A 17,242-nucleotide genomic window follows, 5' to 3' on the forward strand; every position below is an offset into this window, starting at 1 on the left:
AGAGCGCATCCTTGGTAAGGATGAGGTCGGCAGTTCGAGTCTGCCTATCAGCACCAGTTACATTAAATTTTGTTTAGCGACCATAGCGTTTTGGACCCACCTGATTCCATGCCGAACTCAGAAGTGAAACGAAACAGCGCCGATGGTAGTGTGGGGCTTCCCCATGTGAGAGTAGGACATCGCCAGGCTTACATTTCGTTTTTAGATTTTAGTAAAATCTAAAGGCAAAAACTTAGACTCAAGAGTCTAACCAGTGCGGAGCGGTAGTTCAGTTGGTTAGAATACCGGCCTGTCACGCCGGGGGTCGCGGGTTCGAGTCCCGTCCGCTCCGCCACTTATTTCGAAACCCAGTCTTACGACTGGGTTTTGTCGTTTCTGGCTATCGGTATTTTTTTCAAGGGAATCAAGTCCCGCTCATGCGCGAGCGTGATTGAGTGTAATCCCGAACTAGATCTCCCACCACTCCGTCACTTATCAACAAACCTCGTTAGCAATGACGGGGGCTTTTTGGTATCTGGAATTCACTTTATTTTAAGCTAGCTATTGTTAAGGTGGCGATGGACATAGTTACGCATATAGGGAACGACCTCCGACTCAAACCAGGGATTCTTTTTCAGCCACAGCGTATTACGCGGTGAAGGGTGGGGCAAAGGCAAAAAATGAGGTGCCCAGCGTTGCCACTGCTTAACCGTTTCGGTCAGTGTGGCGGGTTTGTCCTGCAGGTAATAATTTTGTGCGTACTGGCCGATCAGCAGCGTCATTCCGATATTGGGGAGTTGCTCAAGCACACGCTGGTGCCAGAGCGGAGCGCACTCTTTCCTTGGCGGGAGGTCACCACTGCGTCCTTTGCCTGGATAGCACAGTCCCATCGGCATAATGGCGATGTGCTGCGCGTCATAAAAGGTACTTTTATCGAGATCTAACCAGTATCTCAGTCTGTCGCCGCTTGGGTCATTCCAGGGGATCGAGGTCTGGTGCACCCGGGTACCAGGAGCCTGGCCAATGATCATCAGTCGGGCATTACGACTGGCCTGGATAACCGGATTGGCACCCAGAGGCAGGTCCGGTTCACAGACTTTACATCGCCTGATCTGTTTCAGCAGTTCATCCAGCATCAATACCCCTTATCGAAATCGACCCTATGGTTAAGGCTAAAGCCATCACGCCAGCGCAGGTAATTGTCTGCAAATATCTCGACCACCTGCTCTGGAAAGCTCAGGGCAGCAATATGCGGAGTGACGGTGATGTCGAGATGAGACCAATACGGGTGGTCTGAATCAAGTGGCTCCGTCTCAAACACGTCCAGATAGGCATGAGCGATGGAGCCATTCGCCAGAGCCTGCAGTAAACCCTGTTCACAAAGGGTCGCGCCGCGGCCTACGTTAAACAGCAGCGCCTGATTGGCGGCGGTCAGCGTATCGCCATTGAGCAGGCGATACGTTTCTGGAGTATTAGGCAGGGTGTTGACGATAATGTCCGCCTCGCTCAGCGCTTTATGCAACTCCTGGACATGGTAGATGCGGCTGAACGGGGCGTCTTTGACCGGAATACCGCTGCGGTTGACGCCGATAGTCTCAATGCCGAGTGCGTGGGCGCTGTGGGCCAATTTGACACCAATCGAGCCGGTACCCAGGATCACCATCCGCTTTTGGTTCAGTGACTGGTATAGATGGGGTTGCCAGCTACGTTGTTGCTGTTGTGACTGGTAACGTTGGAAATGTCGATAGTAGCCGATGGTGTAGCCGAGCACATATTCCGCGATCTGCTGGCCGAAAATGCCTTTGACGTTGGTGAGTATATAATTGTTCAGCTGCGGCTTGCTGACCAATGCATCCACGCCGGCATAAATAGACTGCAACCATGCAAGGTTTGGAAACTGTTCCAGTGCCTTTGCCGCCATTGGTGGTGCAGCGAGCAAGATAGTTGCGTTGTCGCGGTGGTCGGTGATGGTCAGGTCGGGCAGGTCGAGGTTAGTCACCAGTTGCCGGTACTTTGCATCATGTTCGGTCAGAATATAGAGCTTATGGGTAAAATTGTTCATCGGCTTTGCTTTTTTCCCTCTGGTATATCAAGTACACTTCCGCTGTCTGTTTCTGCAACGAATGAGTAACTATGCTTCAGAATCCTCTTCAGCTTCGTCTTGAAAAGTTCGAACCTTGGCAACAAATCACGTTCATGGCTTGCCTGTGTGAGCGTATGTATCCTAACTATGCCATGTTTTGTGACAATACAGAATTCGCTGAACCACGTATTTACCGCGATATCCTCGACAGTGTCTGGGAGTTGCTGACGGTAAAAAACGCCAAGGTCAACTTTGAACGTCAACTGGAAAAGCTGGAAGAGATCATTCCGAGTTCAGAAGACTACGACTTTTACGCCGTTTACCCGGCGATTGACGCCTGCATTGCACTATCAACGTTGTTACATGGCCTGTTAGACCGGGACGATCTGAAAGATAATATGCACAAAGTCAGCCAGCAATCGGTGATGACGGTGGCACAACTGGAAGAAGCGCAGAGTGGTGAGGCCATCACCAATGACAATCAGAAACAGAATCCCGCGGTATGTGAAGAGTGGGATGTGCAGTGGGCCATCTTCAGGCCACTCAAAGATGCCGGTGAGCGTGATATTGAACTGATCAAAGATTTGCGTCAGGAATTGCGTGACGAGGCCGTCAGTAACATCGGTATTGCACTCTGAGCACTAAAAGGGGCGTTGGCCCCTCATTCTTCTTCGTCTCGGCTTTCTTTCACACCGTGGCGCTTTTTCCAGCGTTCCCAACGTTCTGAGGCCAGTTGCTGCATGTCGGTGGTCTTATCCGCTTCATCGACGATCTCCTCACCAAGCAGAAACTCGAAAATATCTTCTAAGGTTAATATTCCCTGTACTGTGCCGTATTCGTCGACCACCACGACCAGTTGCAGTCGATGCGCCATCATCTGATCGAACGCGGTCGGTAGTGACTGGGTGTTCAGTACTACGTGGATTGGTCTCATCACTTCGCCAAGTTGTCTGTCCCCCTGACCGGACTGCTGTAATTTGAACAGCTCCAGCCGATGGACAAAGCCGATGATGTTGTCGGTTGTTTCACTGTAAATCAAAGGCCTGGAAAACGGGGTATCGCGGTACTGGAGCAAAAACTCATTGACTGACAACTGGGCAGCCACCCGGAACAGGACGGTGCGCGGCGTCATCACCTCGGTCACCAGAGTGCTACGGCTGGCCAACAAGTTTTGCAGTATATTGGATTCTCCCTGAGCAAATTCACCGCTTTCGTTGGCCAGCAGCGCCATCGCGGACAGCTCCTCGCGCATATTGGGTAAATCGGCCCCGTGAGACAGATGACGGGTAATGCGTTCAGACAACCAGACGAACGGAGCGAGTAACCACAGCATAATAATCAAGCTTCGGGTGGTTATGGGGGCCAGTCGTCGCCAGTAAGTCGCCCCCAGTGTTTTCGGTACAATCTCTGATAGGATCAGGATGGCCAGCGTAAGCAAGGCGGAAAACAGTCCCAGCCAGTGGCTGCCGAACAGTATAGTCGCCTGTGCACCAGCACCGGCAGCCCCTACGGTATGGGCGATGGTATTCAAAGTCAGAATACTGGCAAGTGGCCGGTCAATGTCCCGCTTGAGTCTTTCCAGTTGATCGGCTAACGGATGAGACTGCTGGCGCCAGCTGGCAATATAACCCGGGGTGACGCTCAGCAAGACTGCTTCCAGAACAGAGCAGATAAATGAGACACCCAGTGCCAATGTAATATACAGAAGCAGTTGCAGCATAATATCGCTTTTAGACTCAAAACTTTAAGGTAGCACAGCAACAGAGCCGGGCTAGCTAACAGGTCACAGATCCGAATTCTGATTCTATTTCACCCTATTATCGTTTCGGACTGTTGTATTAGGTTCGTTCAGCAATTGATTAAAGCTTGATGTCAATACTGGCAAGGGTTTAGACAAATTGTGAGTTAATACTCAGAATATGGCTAAAACTGCGGCATAAGAACCCAAGATCGGCCACAACCCTTTGCCAGATGGGGCGTTTATGCTTTAGAGTGAAGTGAATTCGATAACACAAGAAGGGAAACCTAATGAACAAGACCCAATTAATCGACTTTATCGCAGAGAAAGCAGATCTATCTAAAGCTCAGGCTAAGTCGGCGCTTGAAGCGACTCTGGATGGCGTAACAGACGCACTGAAAGAGGGTGACCAAGTTCAACTAATTGGTTTTGGTACATTCAAAGTAAACCATCGTGCAGCACGTACTGGCCGCAATCCTAAAACCGGCGCAGAAATTCAAATCGCTGCAGCAAATGTACCAGCATTTGTCGCTGGTAAAGCACTGAAAGACTCAGTGAAATAATCTATACTACGCCAAGATGCCTCCATCTTGGCGTAGTATTATGTTTATGAAAAAAATTCTTCTCCCTTGTCTAGTCACGTCTTTGCTTGCTGGCTGCGTATCTTCGCTTCCTACGCCCAACCTTGATCAAATGTCTGAATATTCTTCCGGTCAGGTGATGGGGGATGCAACCAGTTATTATTGGCTCACCGAAAAGTCAGCGTTTCCATACTCTGGTGCAGATTATGTCTATTCCGGTGATTATGGCTGGTATCAGACGGATTACCGTTGGCGCGACGGTCAGGTCAGAGAACTGATTCGAGAAGGCGAGCAGATCAAACGCAACAAACTGGTTCCTTACCAGGTTCATGTCCGTTTCAATAAAGATGGTGAAGCGATTTACCAGCGTTATCGCCTGGCGGGTAAAGTGTTGCCACTCAACAAAGAGCAGTTAATCCGCTATCAACAGGAAGCGGAAGTGGTGATCAATCAGGCCAAACCTAACGGCAAGAAAGGGGTCGATTTGATTCAGGGCTACTGGGATGGCCAGACCTTTGAAAGTTGTAACGGTCAGGAATTCAATAAAATTGAGTTCAACCAGACGTTACCCGACCTGGTGGTCAACCGGCTGTCCAATATCGACAGTTATTTAGCCTTTATCGGCCGAACCCGGGTTAATTCGGTGATCGTCGAAGAGCTGCTGATGCTGGCCGATGACAGCCAGGATTGCATCGAGCGTCCGAGACTGATTGACGAGTAGCTTGGTTAAGAATTAAAAAAAGCGCCGTTAACGGCGCTTTTTTGCTATCTGTCTGTCGGCTGCAGTTATTTGCTCTGCTGCTCACGGGCAATGGCGCGGTAGCCAATGTCTGAGCGATAGAAAGCGCCGTCCCAGGAGATCTGTTTAGTCAGGGCATAGGCACGCTGCTGAGCTTCTGACACCGAATTGCCGAGTGCAGTTGCACACAGTACCCGACCACCGTTAGTCACGACCTGGCCGTCTTTCTGACTGGTACCAGCATGGAAGACTTTTTCACCTTCGGTTTCCTGACCTGGCAGGCCGGAAATTACGTCACCCTTGTTGTAGTCACCAGGGTAACCGCCTGCAGCCAGAACGATACCGATAGACGCACGAGGGTCCCATTTGGATTCAACCTGATCCAGTTTCTTATCAATCGCCGCTAGACAGAGCTCAACCAGATCTGATTGCATCCGCATCATGATAGGCTGGGTTTCCGGATCGCCGAAACGACAGTTGTATTCGATCACTTTCGGTGTGCCGTCCTGGTCGATCATCAGGCCAGCGTACAGGAAACCGGTGTAAGGGTGACCTTCAGCTGCCATGCCGCGAACGGTCGGATAAATCACTTCGTCCATGATGCGGTTGTGGATCTCAGGGGTAACAACAGGTGCTGGCGAGTAGGCGCCCATACCACCGGTATTCGGGCCGGTATCTTTATCGCCGACACGTTTGTGGTCCTGGCTGGTTGCCATCGGCAGCACGTTTTCACCGTCAACCATGACGATAAAGCTGGCTTCTTCGCCATCGAGGAATTCTTCAATCACCACCCGGCTACCGGCATCACCAAAGGCATTGCCTGCCAGCATGTCTTTGATCGCTTCTTCGGCTTCTTCCAGGGTCAGGGCGACAATTACGCCTTTACCGGCGGCTAGACCATCGGCTTTAACCACAATCGGTGCGCCCTGCTCACGAACATAAGCCAGGGCAGGCTCGATTTCAGTGAAATTCGCATAAGCACCGGTTGGGATCTTGTGACGGGCGAGGAAATCTTTAGTGAAGGCTTTGGAGCCTTCCAACTGCGCCGCCGCCTGGGTTGGACCAAAAATCGGCAGACCTTCCGCGCGGAACGCATCGACCACACCAATAACCAGCGGTGCTTCCGGGCCGACGATAGTCAGGCTAATGGCATTGTTTTTGGCAAATTCTACCAGTGCTGCGGTATCTTCAACGCCGATCTGGACGTTCTGCAGTTTGGGCTCATTAGCGGTACCAGCATTACCAGGGGCCACAAATACGGTTTCAACTTCAGGGTTCTGGGCGGCTTTCCACGCAAGTGCATGTTCGCGACCACCGGAACCGATAACCAGAATTTTCATAATCGTATCCTTAAACTCTTAATAAGCTATCGCCCCTCGGTTATGAGGAGCGATCAATTCGATAGTGAAACCAGGAGACTAGGCTGCCCGGTAATTAGTGGCGGAAGTGACGCATGCCAGTGAAGATCATCGCCATACCGTGTTCATCGGCCGCGGCGATCACTTCTTCATCACGCATTGAACCGCCAGGTTGAATTACGCACTTGATGCCAGCTTCGGCGGCGGCGTCGATTCCGTCGCGGAACGGGAAGAAAGCGTCTGATGCCATCACGCTGCCTGCAACCTCCAGACCTTCGTCAGCGGCCTTGATACCGGCGATTTTGGCTGAGTAGACGCGGCTCATCTGACCGGCACCGACACCGATGGTCATATCGCCCTTGGCGTATACAATCGCGTTGGATTTAACGAACTTGGCAACCTTCCAGCAGAACAGCGCATCTTTCAGCTCTTCTTCAGTCGGCTGGCGCTTTGATACCACTTTAAGGTCTGCCAGAGTTACCATTCCCTGGTCACAGTCCTGAACCAACAGGCCACCGTTTACACGTTTCAGGTCAAAACCTGTGGTTTTAGTATCCCACTCACCGCACTCCAGCAAGCGAACGTTTTTCTTCGCCGCGACGATCTCTGCCGCTGCGGCAGACACTTTGGGTGCGATGATTACTTCAACGAATTGGCGCTCAACAATTGCGCTGGCGGTAGCCGCATCCAGCTCCTGGTTAAAGGCGATGATACCGCCGAAGGCAGAAGTCGGATCAGTCTGGTAGGCGCGGTTGTAGGCTTCGAGAATATCTTTACCCAGCGCAACGCCACATGGATTAGCGTGCTTCACGATCACACACGCTGGCTCAGCAAACTCTTTAACACACTCTAATGCGGCGTCAGTGTCGGCGATGTTGTTGTAAGACAGCGCTTTACCCTGAAGCTGACGGGCAGTCGCAACAGACGCTTCCTGAGGATTGCTTTCTACGTAGAAAGCCGCCGCCTGGTGGCTGTTCTCGCCGTAGCGCATATCCTGCTTCTTCTCGAACTGCATGTTGAAGGTGCGAGGGAATTTAGACTCATCGTCACCCTCTTGGTTCTCGCCGTAAGATGGCACCATAGTACCGAAGTAGTTGGCGATCATGCCGTCATACGCGGCGGTGTGTTCAAAGGCGGCAATCGCCAGATCGAAGCGGGTAGACAGGGTCAGAGACTTATCATTGGCGTCCATTTCAGTGATGACGCGCTGGTAGTCGCTGGCGTTAACAACGATAGTGACATCTTTGTGGTTTTTGGCCGCTGAGCGCACCATAGTCGGACCACCGATATCAATATTCTCAACCGCATCTTCCAGCGAGCAGTCTGCTTTGGCCACGGTTTGGGCAAATGGGTACAGGTTAACGACCACCATATCGATAGGCTGGATGCCGTGCTGGGCCATTACGTCATCGTCCTGACCACGACGACCTAATACGCCGCCATGCACTTTAGGATGCAGGGTTTTAACACGGCCATCCATCATTTCTGGAAAGCCAGTGTAATCAGAGACTTCAGTAACCGAAATGCCTTGTTCAGCCAGCAGTTTGGCAGTACCACCGGTTGAAAGGATATCCACACCACGTTCAGCGAGTGCTTGGGCAAACTCTACAATGCCAGTTTTGTCTGATACGCTGATAAGAGCGCGGCGAATAGGACGAGCGTTGTTCATGCTTCCATCTTCCTTTAATTCATGGAGTTAAACAAAATAAAAGATATTTGCCAAAAGTGAACATGGGAGCACCAGCAGGGCTCACTTGGCCAATTTTGGTAAACACCTTTAACGTGTGTGGATAGCTTATCGTGTCGCTCGATTTGAATGGCGCGTATTCTAACCAATTTATTACAAAAAAGCTCGCGCAATCGTTTGGCATCACAAAAATAATTACATCTTTGCCGTCGTTTCGCTTAAAAAGTAATGAGATAGTTAACAGGACAAACCATGTTTCAGATCGGTGAATTAGCCAAACGTTGTGGGGTGACGGCAGACACCCTGCGCTTTTACGAAAAAAACCAGTTGATTCAGCCTGCCAGTCGCAGTGAATCGGGCTACCGGCTATATGATGACGCTAACCAGCGCCAGGTGGCTTTTATCATGAAAGCCAAATCGCTTGGCTTAAGTCTGGATGAGATCAAAGAACTGCTGGAAATCAAACTGGAAGCAACCGAGCACAGTTGCGCAGAGGTGAAAGCCATTACCACGGCGAAACTCAGCTTAATCGACGATAAAATCACTGAACTGCAGCGGATTCGCCACGCTTTAAAAAAAATAAACGACGCCTGTTGTGGCCATATAGATGATAACGCCAGTCACTGTTCGATTCTGGAAGCGTTAGCCGAGACGCCGGATACGCAATAACTTCCCTTTTTCCTCAAGTTGCCCCGCATTCTCGCAGAACGGTTGGAGCGGATTTTATGGGATATGTGCGATATCTATCCTGAATTTCAGTAGCCGAAAATAACAAGGCCAACGCTGAAACGTTGGCCTTGTTGATACTGGATTAAATTAAGCCTGAGCTTGTTCGATCTCGGCTGGTGCCGGCTCATCACCCAGGATCCTGCTGGTAATGGTACCTGCTGTCATGGCACCGGAGACATTAAGCGCCGTCCTGGCCATATCGATCAGTGGTTCGATGGAGATAAGCAGCGCGGCAATCGTGACAGGCAAGCCCATCGCTGGCAGTACGATAAGCGCAGCAAACGTGGCACCGCCACCTACACCAGCAATACCAAATGAACTAATCGTGATGATAGCAATGAGCGACAGGATAAAATTGAAGTCCATCGGGTCAATACCCACTGATGGCGCTACCATCACAGCCAGCATTGCCGGATAAATACCGGCACAACCGTTTTGGCCAATCGTCGCACCAAATGAAGCTGACAGGTTGGCGATCGCTGGTGGCACATTAAGTTTGGTGATTTGCGCTTCAACATTGAGCGGAATGGTTGCGGCAGAGCTACGTGAAGTGAACGCAAACGTCAGTACCGGCCAAATTTTCTTAAAGTACTCGGTTGGGTTGACACCAACCAAAGAGACCAGAATGCCGTGAACGACAAACATCAGTAAGATGGCCACATAAGACGCGACAATAAATCCAAGCAGATTAAGGATATCGGACGCGCTTGAGGTCGCGACCACTTTTGCCATCAGAGCGGCAATACCATAAGGCGTCAGCGCCATGATCATTTTGACCAGCCGCATTACGATTGACTGAGCTGCTTCGACAAAAGTGCGAATCGGGGATTCAAGCTGCGCTTTCTCCGCCATCACTTTACGGGCTGCGATGCCAGTTAATACGCCAAAAATCACTACCGCAATAATCGACGTAGAACGCGATCCAGTCAGGTCAGCAAATGGATTGGTTGGAATAAAGCTGACTAACATCTGAGGAATGGTTAGGTCGCTTACACTCGATGCACGGCTTTCTAGTACTGCGATACGAGCCGTTTCACGCGCACCCTCTGTTAGCCCCTCTGCGGTTAAGCCAAATGACTGAGCGATCATGATACCGATGGCGGCTGAAATTGCGGTCGTTACGAGCAGAACAGAAATTGTCAGGCCGGAGATTTTACCCAGCGAACCGCCTTTTTCCAGTTTAACCACTGCAGCAATCATGGAGACGAGTACCAGTGGCATGATGATCATCTTGAGCAGGCCGACATAGCCACGGCCGACGACGTTAACCCATTCAAGAATGTCTTTGATCACCGGGTTGCCTTCACCGAAGCTAAGTTGCAGTGCGAGGCCGAAAATACTGCCCGATACTAAGCCCAGTAAAACTAAGCGAGAAAGAGTGCGTTGCTGCTTCTGTTGTCCGTAGAGGAAGAAAAGAATGCCAACAAATATCGTTAAGGAAGCGATAACCGCTACTGGCATGACAATTTGTCCTTATGTAAGTTTTAGAAAAGAGAAATTTTCAACCAGTAAGGGTTGAATTCGGCCCGCTAAGATAATGGCCAATGGTGTTTTTCTACAATACTAAAGGGGTATAAGTTAGAACCGATTGTTTTGTGCAACTGGAGAGCCCATCGGAAAGACTGGTTCAGCCGCCAGGTCCGATGACAGTGAGGTGAGGCAAGGGGCTGCCAAATGGGTTAGTAAGCGGAATCGGTATTGAATCGCTATCAACGGATGTAGTGGTTGTGTCGTTTTCGTCTGGGAAGTGAAACTTTGGACTCGGGGGCTGCAATCGCGTTTCGGACATGGCGAGGGAAAGCGGCCGATTTGCAGTGGTTGAAAATAAAAAGGCTTATTCCAGAAGAATAAGCCCTTAAATATCAAAAAATTAGCGAACTACAATTAGTTCATGCCGTATTTTTTCAGTTTCTTACGAAGAGTACCGCGGTTGATACCCATCATAGTCGCCGCGCGAGTCTGGTTACCGCGGGTGTATTGCATGATGGTGTCTAATAGTGGTTGTTCAACTTCAGCTAGTACTAACTCATAAAGTTCTGTCACTTCCTGGCCGTTTAACTGAGCCAAATAGTTTTTAAGAGACGCTTTAACAGAGTCACGCAGAGGTTTTTGCGTGATTTGATCTTGTGACGTTACGGTAGTTACTGTTAATGCTTCTGAAGTCAGATTTTGTTCGAACATATTCGGTCTAGCTCTTCTCTTAATTATGATGCAACGTTATCAAAATAACCTTCTAACGCTTCCAGCTGCAGCGGGGCTGCGTCTATCGCGTTGAAGGTACGGCGAAACTCACCTGCCTGTTCATGCTCTTTCAGGTACCAACCGACGTGTTTACGTGCGATACGAGGACCTAAGTACTCACCATAAAATGCATGGAGAGCCGCCACATGGCCAAGCAGTATACCTTTCACTTCCGTCGCCGGTCGTTCAGGCATCGTGGTGCCGTTTTCCAAATAGTGTCGGATTTCCTGGAAAATCCACGGACGTCCCTGGGCCGGGCGTCCAATCATCAAAGCGTCTGCACCGGTGTACTCCAGTACGTGCTTAGCCTTTTCCGGGCTATCGATATCACCGTTAGCGATAACCGGAATTGAAATGGCTTGCTTGACTGCCTTGATGCTGTCGTATTCCGCCTCTCCTTTGTACATACAGGTTTTGGTTCTGCCATGCAGCGCCAATGCCTGTATGCCGCAGTCTTCGGCTAGTTGAGCGATGTGGACACAGTTCTTGTTATCTGGGTCCCAACCGGTTCGGGTTTTTAACGTTACGGGAACGTCCACTGCTTTGACCACTGTAGTCAGGATTTGTTTGATCAAATCCGGATACTTGAGCAGAGCAGAGCCCGCCAGCTTCTTATTCACTTTTTTAGCCGGACAGCCCATGTTGATATCGATGATTTGGGCACCGTTTTCAACGCTGAACTGAGCGGCTTCGGCCATCAACTGCGGGTCGGAACCGGCAATCTGTACAGAACGAATGCCCGATTCACCCTCGTGTACCATGCGCTGTTGCGACTTGGACGTTTTCCACAGCTTAGGATTGGACGACATCATTTCACTGACCGCCATTCCCGCACCGTATCGAAGACACAACTCTCGAAAAGGTCTGTCGGTCACTCCCGCCATAGGAGCGACGATGAGATTATTCTTAAGTTGATAGTTCCCGATTTTCAAAACGTCATCACAGTTCTGTACCAGCAAGGGCGCGCATTTTACGCATTTTTTTCGATGCTGAAAAGACTAATATTTGAGCATTTACAAAATGTTTTTGTAAACTGTATGAATTTCAGTCAATTAGTCTCGCAGATTCGATTCAGCCTTGCTTTCGGCCGGAAATGCGGCACCACTCGCTCTGTTCGACAATCGGGTCGATGGTCAGTTCATCGCGATAGTAATTCGCCACGTCTTCCGCCTGGGTATCCAGTACCCCGGACATGGCCAACTGGCCATCTGCTTTCACTAAGCCTTTGATGACCGGTGCCAGTTCACGCAGTGGGCCGGCAAGGATATTGGCCACTACCACGTCTGCTTGCAATCCTGCCGGTTGATCCTGGGGCAGGAATACTTCCAGCTGTCCTGCGACGCCATTACGCTGAGCGTTGTCCTGAGAGGCCAGCAGAGCCTGTGGATCGATATCAATGCCGATCACTTTAGCCGCGCCCAGTTTGATGGCCGCAATGGCCAGAATGCCGGAACCGCAACCGAAATCGATTACGGTTTTGCCGCTCAGATCCAGGCTCTCGAGCCATTCCAGACACAAAGCCGTCGTCGGGTGGGTGCCGGTACCGAACGCCAGACCGGGATCCAGCATCACATTGATCGCGTCCGGTTCAGGCACTTCGCGCCAGCTTGGACAGATCCACAGACGCTGACCGAATTTCATCGGGTGGAAGTTTTCCATCCATTCCCGCTCCCAGTCTTTGTCTTCCAGTTGTTCCACCTTGTAGGCGAAGTCTTCGGTCAACATGTTGCTGGCTTTGATCTGGTCAACAATCCACTGGCTGTCGGCTTCGGCGTCATAAAGGGCGAGAATATCGGTATCGCCCCATAAGCGGGTTTCGCCGGGAAGCGGTTCAAACACCGGGGTGTCGTGCGCATCCAGAAAAGTCACCGACAGTGCGCCGGTCTGTTCCATCAGCATATCGCCAATGGCTTCCGCATTGTCATTGGTGGCATTGAGTTTGATTTGAATCCAAGGCATGGCAAAGTGCTCAGTCTGTGATTTGATTGGCGCAGAGTGTAGCAGATTTAATGGCGCTTTACTCCCCAATTAGTCTGCAGGAATATGGCCAGATCGTTTAAGCCGCACCATGTCTGAGCGGGCTTAAACGATATTATTAAGTTAGTCATCCAGACTGATCACTCCGACTGAGGTGGCCGAGGCAGGGTCGTCTACCGCGACCAAGGTGGTCAGCGAGCCGCCCGCCAGGTTTAGCATCACTGGCCCAATGGCCACGGTACTCATGTCATTGGCCGGGGTCACCATGATGTACAGGCTACCAGGCATCACAGAAAGCAGGCTGCTATCACCTTTATAAGGGATGTCTTGCAGGACGATGTCGTCGCTGCTGGGGGAGGCGTCGACACTGAGATAGATATCCACATTTCCTGCCAGTGTTGAGGCGTGAATGGCTCTCAGCCTTGCTTCAGTGGCGATGCGACGGGTGTCATCAGTAACCACAAACAGCTGGTCATTGCCGATGCCATCTCCCAGGTTACCGATCGCCAAAGCGGTGTAATTTTGGTTAGCACCCAGATTAGCGCTTAACGCCAACGCATCAACCACAGTGATCGGGCTGGAGCCGCTCACCGCAACGGCAAAGTCAGTCTGCTTGGCAGGCAACGCAAGATAGTCAGTTTGGTGTTTGAACCTCAGGTTATACAGCGGACTGCCAGCTGATGGGGCGTTGCCATCGACCCAGACATCGACCCCAGGGGCGTCAGAAATCGCGTGTACCACCCGAAGCTCAGCGCCACTGTTCACATCCTGAACTACCAGCGATTCTGTGCCGGTATCGACCAGCAGTGACACTGGTGAGCCACCCGCCATGGTATTGTTGGTGGCCAGCGCAACCCAGTCGGCTCCTGCAGGTACGTCAACGGTTCCCGAATCGAAATAGACATTAGTCGGGTCATTGGCATCGGTGATGCGAATTTGATAAGCACCAGCACGGACTTCTACCGCATCAGTCGCCGCCAGGTAAGCCGCGTCGTCTGCAAATGGCGCCGCGGAGGTCAGATCGGCGCCAGGCGGTGTAATGAACACATCCACGGTCGGCGCATCGGGGGCGGCGTGGATCACTTGAACGCGAGCCTGTTCTGGGTTCAGAGCGTCTCGCACAACAATTTGCGGGCCAAAGGTGAAGTCACCACTACCGCCAGAGCTGACTTTCCCCGCAGCAAACAGGTTATATTCCTGTCCGGTGGAGAGTTCGACTGTAGTCGATGGGATCACGGTAGTGGTACTGCCATCGGCTAAAATTGCATCGACCTGAACGGAATGGCTACCAGCAGGAAGTGTGATTTGACCAGAGCTCTGCTGATATTCGACGCCGGATAGGGCTGGCTTACCATCCAGCCAGACGTTAACGGCAGGAGCATCCGGTGATGCGTGATAGACACGCAAAAAGGAGTTGTTTTCAGTAACTACCGTATCATCGTCGTCACTACAACCAGCGATAGCACCAAATAACAGAGTTGAGAGTAGGGCAGATTTGACCAGTTTCATTGTTGTCATTCCTTGTGTTCGGATATCAAACCGAATTACGCGCTGAGCCAAGGAAAGATCATAACTAGTTTGGAGAATGCCGTTTATCGACTGGAGCAGATGGATTAGATCTATTGAAATCTAAGAGGATTTTTTGCACATTGTGGTAGAAAAAAAATGCTCACCGAAGTGAGCATTTAGAGGCTTTGCCTGCAGGCTTAATGCATGCCGAGTTTTTTCTCCAGATAGTGGATATTGGTTCCACCATGCTGGAAGTTTTCGTCGGCCATGATCTCTTGCTGCAGCGGCACATTGGTCTTGATGCCTTCGATGATCATTTCACCCAGTGCGTTACGCATACGCGCAATTGCAACATCACGGTTTTCACCGAAAGTAATCAGCTTGCCGTTCATTGAATCGTAATGCGGTGGTACGGTGTAGCCCATATAAATATGCGACTCCCAGCGTACGCCCATGCCGCCTGGCGGGTGGAAACGCTCGATCTTGCCCGGACAAGGCAGGAAGCGGACCGGATCTTCGGCATTGATACGACACTCGATGGCATGGCCACGGATCTTGATGTCATCCTGAGTGAATGACAACGGCTGGCCGGCGGCCACGCGCAGCTGCTCTTTGATCAGGTCGACACCGGTGACCATTTCGGTCACTGGGTGTTCAACCTGAATACGGGTGTTCATTTCAATGAAGTAGAACTCGCCGTTTTCGTACAGGAACTCAAAGGTACCGGCACCACGGTAACCGATTTCAACACAGGCACGGGTACAGCGTTCACCGATGTACTTACGCATCTCTTCGGTAATACCCGGAGCTGGCGCTTCTTCCACCACTTTCTGGTGACGACGCTGCATTGAACAGTCACGTTCACCCAGGTGGATAGCACCGCCCTGACCGTCAGCAATTACCTGTACTTCCACGTGACGTGGGTTTTCCAGGAATTTCTCCATGTAAACCATGTCGTTGTCGAACGCCGCTTTGGCTTCGGCACGGGTCATGGCGATGGCCTGAACCAGTTCTGCTTCGCTGCGGACCACACGCATACCACGACCGCCGCCGCCACCAGAGGCTTTGATGATCACCGGGTAGCCGATGCGTTTAGCGTGAGCTCGGTTTTTCTCTTCGTCGTTGTCCAGCGGACCATCTGAGCCTGGTACACACGGTACGCCGGCTTTTTTCATCGCGTTGATGGCAGACACTTTGTCGCCCATCATACGGATGGTTTCGGCTTTCGGACCGACAAAGATAAAGCCGCTGCGTTCAACCTGCTCGGCAAAATCTGCGTTTTCTGACAGGAAGCCATAGCCAGGGTGGATGGCCACCGCACCGGTGACTTCTGCGGCAGAGATAATACGTGGAATGTTCAGGTAGCTGTCGATACCACGAGCCGGACCGATACAGATGGATTCATCGGCCAACAGAACGTGTTTCAGATCGCGGTCAGCGGTGGAGTGTACCGCGACCGTTTTGATACCTAACTCTTTACAAGCGCGAAGAATTCGAAGTGCAATTTCACCTCGGTTCGCGATGACTACTTTATCTAGCATAAGGCGAGCCCCGCTTATTCGATAACAATCAGAGGCTGATCGAATTCTACTGGTTGACCGTCATCAACTAGGATGGCGCTGACAACGCCAGATTTATCGGCTTCAATTTGGTTCATCATTTTCATCGCTTCAACGATGCACAGAGTGTCGCCAGCAGAAACAGTTTGGCCTACTTCAACAAATGGTTTTGCGTCTGGGCTAGGTGCACGGTAGAACGTACCAACCATTGGAGAAAGAACCTGATGGCCAGAAGGCTCGGCTGCAACTGGAGCCGCAGGAGCTGCTTCTGCCGCCGCAGGAGCGGCTGCCGGTGCTGCTACAGGCGCTGGTGCTGCCGCGTAGTGAACTGGAACTGGAGCTGCAGTGCCGTGACGGCTGATGCGAACTGATTCTTCACCTTCGGAGATTTCCAGTTCTGCAATGCCAGACTCTTCAACTAGCTCAATCAGTTTTTTGATTTTACGGATATCCATGTTTCTTTCTCTTTTATCTTGTTAATTAAGACAGCTCTAGCAGAGCTGCAGAGTGTTTCGTTACTGTTATAGTAATTACGTTACTTCGACTGCAATTGCGTGATCGCGGCAGTTAAAGCGAATTGGTAACCCTGCGCACCCAGTCCGCAAATGACCCCTTGTGCCTTATCAGACAGATAGGAGTGGTGACGGAATGGCTCGCGGGCGTGCACATTCGATAAATGTACTTCGATGAAGGGAATGGCCACCCCCAGTAATGCATCTCGCAATGCCACGCTGGTGTGGGTAAAGGCCGCCGGATTAATGATGATGAAGTCCACCTTGCCGTGGGCCTGGTGAATTGCTTCGATCAGTTCATATTCGCGGTTCGACTGCAAATGCTCCAGCTCGACACCGGCTTGTTGCGCCTGGTCGGTGAGTGATTCGACGATCTGTGCCAGGGTTTGCCCCCCGTAGTGCGCCGGCTCACGTAAGCCTAACAGATTCAAATTTGGGCCGTTTAGGACGAGAATGCGTAACTTTGCAGACATTGTGTAGCCATCTTCCATTATTATGAGAAATTATACGGTATTCTCACATCATCGGTAATTCGGTGTTCAGTTTCAAT

17 protein-coding genes, 1 tRNA gene, 1 rRNA gene and 1 pseudogene are annotated in these 17,242 nt (G+C 51.1%); 6 read left to right on the forward strand and 14 right to left on the reverse strand.

Annotation, left to right across the window (positions count from 1 at the left end; genetic code table 11):
* Positions 1–72: 72 nt before the first annotated feature.
* Both rrf and ACQY6F_RS07030 read left to right on the forward strand, forming a co-directional pair.
* Positions 73–188, forward strand: a 5S ribosomal RNA gene (gene rrf / locus ACQY6F_RS07025).
* Positions 189–257: 69 nt separating this feature from the next.
* A tRNA-Asp gene (locus ACQY6F_RS07030) sits at positions 258–334 on the forward strand.
* Between the two features lie 202 nt (positions 335–536).
* Here the strand turns inward: ACQY6F_RS07030 and ACQY6F_RS07035 are convergent.
* Both ACQY6F_RS07035 and ACQY6F_RS07040 read right to left on the reverse strand, forming a co-directional pair.
* Positions 537–1,115: a uracil-DNA glycosylase family protein gene (locus ACQY6F_RS07035; RefSeq protein WP_428773233.1), complete on the reverse strand. Its 579-nt coding sequence runs from the start codon at positions 1,113–1,115 to the stop codon at positions 537–539.
* The gene (locus tag ACQY6F_RS07040; protein WP_428773235.1) at positions 1,115–2,041 is read right to left on the reverse strand and encodes a D-2-hydroxyacid dehydrogenase; all 927 of its coding nucleotides are present in this window, start codon (positions 2,039–2,041) and stop codon (positions 1,115–1,117) included. Before ACQY6F_RS07040 ends, ACQY6F_RS07035 begins: the two co-directional genes overlap by 1 nt.
* Before the next feature lie 71 nt (positions 2,042–2,112).
* Between ACQY6F_RS07040 and ACQY6F_RS07045 the strand changes: the two genes are divergently transcribed.
* Entirely contained in the window at positions 2,113–2,700 is a 588-nt protein-coding gene (locus ACQY6F_RS07045) for a YjaG family protein (protein WP_428773236.1), read from the forward strand.
* Positions 2,701–2,723: 23 nt separating this feature from the next.
* Here the strand turns inward: ACQY6F_RS07045 and ACQY6F_RS07050 are convergent, their stop codons facing one another.
* Positions 2,724–3,782 carry a CNNM domain-containing protein gene (locus tag ACQY6F_RS07050; protein ID WP_428773237.1) on the reverse strand — a complete coding sequence of 353 codons (1,059 nt, stop codon included), beginning with the start codon at positions 3,780–3,782 and terminating at the stop codon, positions 2,724–2,726.
* A gap of 308 nt (positions 3,783–4,090) precedes the next feature.
* On the opposite strand from ACQY6F_RS07050, the gene hupA reads away from it, so the two are divergent.
* Both hupA and ACQY6F_RS07060 read left to right on the forward strand, forming a co-directional pair.
* Positions 4,091–4,363 carry a nucleoid-associated protein HU-alpha gene (hupA, locus tag ACQY6F_RS07055; protein WP_428773238.1) on the forward strand — a complete coding sequence of 91 codons (273 nt, stop codon included), beginning with the start codon at positions 4,091–4,093 and terminating at the stop codon, positions 4,361–4,363.
* A 46-nt stretch (positions 4,364–4,409) separates the two neighbouring features.
* Positions 4,410–5,102: a DUF1481 domain-containing protein gene (locus ACQY6F_RS07060; RefSeq protein ID WP_428773240.1), complete on the forward strand. Its 693-nt coding sequence runs from the start codon at positions 4,410–4,412 to the stop codon at positions 5,100–5,102.
* Between the two features lie 65 nt (positions 5,103–5,167).
* On the opposite strand, the gene purD is transcribed toward ACQY6F_RS07060, so the two are convergent.
* The 3 genes and pseudogenes from purD to ACQY6F_RS07075 form a co-directional block, all read right to left on the reverse strand.
* Positions 5,168–6,460 carry a phosphoribosylamine--glycine ligase gene (gene purD / locus ACQY6F_RS07065; RefSeq protein ID WP_428773241.1) on the reverse strand — a complete coding sequence of 431 codons (1,293 nt, stop codon included), beginning with the start codon at positions 6,458–6,460 and terminating at the stop codon, positions 5,168–5,170.
* Between the two features lie 94 nt (positions 6,461–6,554).
* The gene (gene purH / locus ACQY6F_RS07070; protein WP_428773242.1) at positions 6,555–8,147 is read right to left on the reverse strand and encodes a bifunctional phosphoribosylaminoimidazolecarboxamide formyltransferase/IMP cyclohydrolase; all 1,593 of its coding nucleotides are present in this window, start codon (positions 8,145–8,147) and stop codon (positions 6,555–6,557) included.
* Between the two features lie 140 nt (positions 8,148–8,287).
* Positions 8,288–8,362: pseudogene (locus ACQY6F_RS07075) on the reverse strand (phosphoribosylamine--glycine ligase); the annotation flags it as partial.
* A gap of 55 nt (positions 8,363–8,417) precedes the next feature.
* Between ACQY6F_RS07075 and zntR the strand changes: the two are divergent.
* On the forward strand, positions 8,418–8,834 hold the full coding sequence (gene zntR, locus ACQY6F_RS07080) for a Zn(2+)-responsive transcriptional regulator (RefSeq protein WP_428773243.1): 417 nt from the start codon (positions 8,418–8,420) through the stop codon (positions 8,832–8,834).
* Positions 8,835–8,981: 147 nt separating this feature from the next.
* Here the strand turns inward: zntR and ACQY6F_RS07085 are convergent, their stop codons facing one another.
* From ACQY6F_RS07085 to aroQ, 8 genes are all read right to left on the reverse strand, one after another.
* The gene (locus tag ACQY6F_RS07085) at positions 8,982–10,355 is read right to left on the reverse strand and encodes an L-cystine transporter (protein ID WP_428773244.1); all 1,374 of its coding nucleotides are present in this window, start codon (positions 10,353–10,355) and stop codon (positions 8,982–8,984) included.
* A gap of 423 nt (positions 10,356–10,778) precedes the next feature.
* On the reverse strand, positions 10,779–11,075 hold the full coding sequence (gene fis, locus ACQY6F_RS07090) for a DNA-binding transcriptional regulator Fis (RefSeq protein ID WP_000462885.1): 297 nt from the start codon (positions 11,073–11,075) through the stop codon (positions 10,779–10,781).
* 23 nt (positions 11,076–11,098) lie between these two features.
* Positions 11,099–12,067: a tRNA dihydrouridine synthase DusB gene (dusB, locus tag ACQY6F_RS07095; protein ID WP_428773245.1), complete on the reverse strand. Its 969-nt coding sequence runs from the start codon at positions 12,065–12,067 to the stop codon at positions 11,099–11,101.
* A 139-nt stretch (positions 12,068–12,206) separates the two neighbouring features.
* Entirely contained in the window at positions 12,207–13,094 is an 888-nt protein-coding gene (gene prmA / locus ACQY6F_RS07100; RefSeq protein ID WP_428773247.1) for a 50S ribosomal protein L11 methyltransferase, read from the reverse strand.
* Between the two features lie 141 nt (positions 13,095–13,235).
* Positions 13,236–14,621 (reverse strand): DUF4397 domain-containing protein, encoded by a 1,386-nt coding sequence (locus ACQY6F_RS07105; RefSeq protein ID WP_428773248.1) that lies wholly within the window; start codon positions 14,619–14,621, stop codon positions 13,236–13,238.
* 197 nt (positions 14,622–14,818) lie between these two features.
* Positions 14,819–16,162, reverse strand: coding sequence for an acetyl-CoA carboxylase biotin carboxylase subunit (accC, locus tag ACQY6F_RS07110; RefSeq protein WP_428773249.1), 1,344 nt, complete (start codon positions 16,160–16,162; stop codon positions 14,819–14,821).
* Positions 16,163–16,176: 14 nt separating this feature from the next.
* On the reverse strand, positions 16,177–16,635 hold the full coding sequence (gene accB, locus ACQY6F_RS07115) for an acetyl-CoA carboxylase biotin carboxyl carrier protein (RefSeq protein WP_428773251.1): 459 nt from the start codon (positions 16,633–16,635) through the stop codon (positions 16,177–16,179).
* An 80-nt stretch (positions 16,636–16,715) separates the two neighbouring features.
* On the reverse strand, positions 16,716–17,165 hold the full coding sequence (gene aroQ, locus ACQY6F_RS07120; RefSeq protein WP_428773252.1) for a type II 3-dehydroquinate dehydratase: 450 nt from the start codon (positions 17,163–17,165) through the stop codon (positions 16,716–16,718).
* Positions 17,166–17,242: the final 77 nt, after the last annotated feature.

Origin of the sequence: Vibrio sp. (assembly GCF_050299255.1) — a bacterium.
GTDB lineage: Bacteria > Pseudomonadota > Gammaproteobacteria > Enterobacterales > Vibrionaceae > Vibrio.